Genomic DNA, 879 nt, shown 5'->3' on the forward strand with positions numbered 1-879 from the left:
TTGGGCGTCAAGGAAAACTTAATGGCAATCCGAATCTTCGCAATACTTTTCTCCACTTTTGTTTTTGGCACGTTCGCGCATGCACAAGAAGGCATGCGCGAACGTTCTGACTGGCGGAAGTTTTTCAGCGAATTTCAAGCCAAAGGCACGATAGTTGTGGCAGACGAACGCCAAACAGATCGTGTCATATTGGTTTTTGATCAGGTGCGGTCAGAGAAACGCTACTCGCCGGCCTCGACATTCAAGATTCCACATACACTTTTTGCACTTGACGCAGGCGCTGCACGTGATGAGTTTCAAGTTTTCCGATGGGACGGCATCAAAAGAAGCTTTGCAGCTCACAACCAAGACCAAGACTTGCGATCAGCAATGCGGAATTCTACTGTCTGGATTTATGAGCTATTTGCAAAAGAGATCGGTGAAGACAAGGCTCGACGCTATTTGAAGCAAATCGACTATGGCAACGCCGATCCTTCGACAAGTAATGGCGATTACTGGATAGATGGCAATCTTGCTATCGCGGCACAAGAACAGATTGCATTTCTCAGGAAGCTCTATCATAACGAGTTGCCCTTTCGGGTAGAACATCAGCGCTTGGTCAAGGACCTCATGATTGTGGAAGCCGGTCGCAACTGGATACTGCGCGCAAAGACGGGCTGGGAAGGCCGCATGGGTTGGTGGGTAGGATGGGTTGAGTGGCCGACTGGCCCCGTATTCTTCGCACTGAATATTGATACGCCAAACAGGATGGATGACCTTTTCAAAAGGGAGGCAATAGTGCGGGCAATCCTTCGCTCTATCGAAGCGTTGCCGCCCAACCCGGCAGTCAACTCGGACGCAGCGCGATAAAGCCGCGCAGCGCCGGTTACTTCTACGTTA

General features: G+C 50.4%; 1 protein-coding gene. It reads left to right on the plus strand.

Annotation, left to right across the window (positions count from 1 at the left end; genetic code table 11):
• Positions 1-21 precede the first annotated feature (21 nt).
• Positions 22-849, plus strand: a complete 828-nt coding sequence (locus tag ACCQ08_RS26035; RefSeq protein WP_014386432.1) for an OXA-2 family oxacillin-hydrolyzing class D beta-lactamase OXA-21 — start codon at positions 22-24, stop codon at positions 847-849.
• Positions 850-879: the final 30 nt, after the last annotated feature.

It is taken from the genome of Comamonas sp. SY3, assembly GCF_041730275.1.
GTDB classification, from domain to species: domain Bacteria; phylum Pseudomonadota; class Gammaproteobacteria; order Burkholderiales; family Burkholderiaceae_C; genus Comamonas; species Comamonas sediminis.